Annotated in this window: 1 protein-coding gene; it reads right to left on the bottom strand. The window is 41.6% G+C overall.

Annotation, left to right across the window (positions count from 1 at the left end):
- Positions 1-3,386 (bottom strand): GLUG motif-containing protein (locus tag QZ276_RS00520; RefSeq protein WP_292484290.1); only part of this gene is annotated, 3,386 nt, incomplete at its 3' end.
- Positions 3,387-3,571 lie beyond the last annotated feature (185 nt).

Here is a 3,571-nt window from a genome sequence, read left to right as displayed (position 1 = left end):
TATTCAGTGGTTTTACCTGCAGAAACGACATTTTGTTTGGAACCGGTTGAGCGGACATTCTCATCTGGCATGCTTTCTCCTACAGATACTCTTACCGAATCATCTTCAGTTTCAGGTTCACCTGTATCCTTTTCTCTTTTTGGAGGGATTATATTCCTAAGATATGGATATGAAGGATTTGAACCAGTATCAACTTTCCATGAGTATGTGAAATCAAACTCCATGTTGGTAATAGCAGCTTCTCCTTTCATATCGCTAGTGTTGAGTCCAGTACCACCAGCAGAGTAAGATTGTCCTGTAGTATCAATGTTCCAGTAAGCTTTAGATACTGTAGCATCTTTTAAACCACCAATCAGACCACCAACAGCACTATTTCCAGTCACATTACCGGTTGCGTACGACCGGCTTACTTCTCCATTCGACCCAGTAACATTGCCTACGAGTCCACCGACTGTTTTGTTACCTGTGACGTTTCCTGTAGCATAGGTCTGATAGATTCGAGTTTCAATATTCAGACCTATGAGCCCACCGACATAATCTCCACCGTCGACTTCGTCTGTTGCATAGGAACGATTGATGACCAAATCCGTTCCTGTGTTGTTGGAATAGCCTACTAGACCACCGGTATAATCTCCAACGGTACCTTCACCGCAATTAACGTTACCGGATGCATTTGATGTTGTTATAGTTCCCTTGTAGTTTTGTCCCACAAGACCTCCGAATTTCTGAAATGCTGCTCCTTCAAAAGTACCATTCTTAACTTCACAACTGGCATTCGAATCCCTGATATATCCTCCGGGATATCCCCTGGATTCCACACCGTTAGCACCAACGAGCCCTCCGGTAACACTGTTCCCGGTAATATCACCGGTCGCAATTGAATCCGTGATCGTTCCAAGGTTTTCTCCAACAAGACCTCCAACATGAGTATCTCCTTTTACCAACGATCCAACAGAAGACGCACTTACTACAGTTCCTTCATTCCTGCCGACAAGGATACCTACTTTTTCATCTCCTGCAACACTTGCATCTTGCAGGTTGACTTCTTTCAACTTGCCGGAATTTCCAATTACACCGAAAAGAGCTATACATGAATTATTTTGTTCTTCAGTCGTCAGGTCGATTGTTAGATCCGCAATGGAGTATCCATCCCCATCAAAAGTCCCGTTGAATTTATTGGTACTGTTTCCTATTGGATTGAATCCCTGTCCTCCATTTGCAGAAGAACTTGCCACTGAATCATAACCTTTTGTAGACGCATTCAGGTCACTGACGAGTTTGTAGTGTGCATTTAGGTCATCACGGACGACATCAAGTTGTACCCAGTTCTCGATTTTGTAAGGGTTGTCCTTGGTACCCTTTCCAGTTATAAGCGAATCACCCGGAACATTCTGCAAAGTTGGTCGGCCGTCTCCTGGTTTTATCTCCCAAACTTTATCGAAATCCCATGTGTTATTCCAGTTATCTGGGTTGGTGTAGAAACTTTCGTCGGCGAACTCTTCTTTCGTCATGTTCGCACCCCAAACACTACTAGAATTGGAAACACCCGTCTTCTCCGTACCACCATAAGTGACGAGCATATCCTCGTATGCATAGTTATTACTCAAAATCCCATCATTAAGATTTGCTACCACCCTGTTGATACTTTCTGGGTAGGAGGAACCCGCCTGTGAAGTTTTAGAGCCAAAGGCTATCGAATCCTGAAGAACACCTCCAGCACCAGCCGAAAAACCACCAACCGAAAAACCACGCTCATAATCTAGAGTTGTGTTTCCGGTGGTGTAACAATTTTTAATCACCCCTCCAGACTTTATTTGTCCAGCAAATCCACCTACATAAACGTAATGATGTTCAACGTTCCCGGTGCTGTAACAATTAACTATAGAACCATTAACTACCACAGCGAATCCACCTGAATCATGAAGCTCACCACTTTTTACGTTTCCTGTTGCGTAGCATTCTGATATTTCCATGTTTTCTTTAATATTGAAGGCAAAGCCTGCTACAGAAGTCCCTGTGATGTTTGTTTCTGCATATGAAGTTTTGATAGTGGTTTTCTCTGCTGTTCCAACGAATCCACCAGCCCAAACAACCGATTCTTTCAGTTTTCCTGTGGCAGAACAATCACTCACTTCCGTTGAATTTAGTAACCCAGCGAAACCACCTACACCACCATAATTAGACGCATGCTTTAGCAAAACATCTAGATATCTCTTCTCTCCGAACATGTTTCCGATCTCTACATCGGCGTGGCAGTCATTTATTGTGACGTTTATTGACTTAGTTTTGTTTCCGTGGGCATTTCCAACGAATCCTCCAACACCCAGTGAGCAGTTATAAGCAGGTGCACTCCCTTTGGTTATGGTACCGTTAACTGAGCTCTTTTCTATTGTGATATCTCCATTCATCTCTAAATCAGTGCTCGGGGCATTAATAACTCCGATCAGTCCCCCACTCCTACTTTGGTCAATCCTTCCAGGTGTTGGGTCATAGAGATTGGGAGCTCCTATCGTCAGGTCTATATTCGTTCCTTCGCATTCACTAACCATCATTTCTTCGTTTTTTTCGTTTGCTATTTCACCTATCAGTCCTCCGGTAAAACTTATTGCATGGTTAGAGGTTTCTGTACCTTTTATTACGAGGTCATTTATATCAGCACCTGTAATGGTTCCGCTGTTAGCTAGGCCAACTAATCCACCTAACCGACGTGAGAAAACTAATTTATTAGATGGGAATTCAGTGTTATTCATCATCGTTATGTTGGTTGCGGCACAGTCAATGATTTCAGTGTTATTACTTGAACCGATTAATCCACCGATACTTTCCTGACCATAATAAATGTAAGCTCTTGAAATGGTTTCACCACTGTATTCTCCTATGTATATGTTGTATTGTGCGTTTTTTATTTTGATGTTAGTTATTTCAGCTCCTGTTGTCTCTCCAGCTAATGCTCCTGTTTTAGAGCCTGTTTTCATGTTTATTTTGTCGATGGTTAGGTTTTTGATTGTTGCTCCTTCACCTATTTTAGCGAACAAACCCTGGTTGGAAGCGTTTCTATTTATTTGTAGGTTGGTTAGTTTATGTCCGTTTCCGTCTAAGGTTCCTGTAAATTCGGTTATTGGCTGCCATCCAAGCTCTCCTTCTTCATAGTTTGGGACAAGTTCAATATCTGATACGAGTTCGTAGTGTGCATCAGGTTCACTTTCTATATCCCGCAATTCTGAAACATTGCTTATCAGGTAAGGGTTACTTTCGGTACCATCACCACCAGCATATTGAGCTGTTGTTATACCTGAAAATACCATTAATATCGTTACAAATAATAGTAGCAAAATAGGCGTCCTACAAATCTGTTTTTTACAGGCAGTATCTGAAAATGAATTCATTAAAAACCATCTCCTAGAAATCCTGAGGACCGGTTTGCCAAATTACCATTTTGAGATGTGACAGTCGTCATTAATGTGTTATGTGTATTCAGTAGTAGATATAACCTGGAAAATATCCAGTAGATTTTTAATTTCAAAAAATTGTAGTACATAAGGTAGTCTCCATAACTATATTAACGTTAGAT

The organism is Methanohalobium sp. (genome assembly GCF_018609725.1).
GTDB lineage: Archaea > Halobacteriota > Methanosarcinia > Methanosarcinales > Methanosarcinaceae > Methanohalobium.
This window is presented reverse-complemented; position numbering and strand designations above follow the sequence as displayed.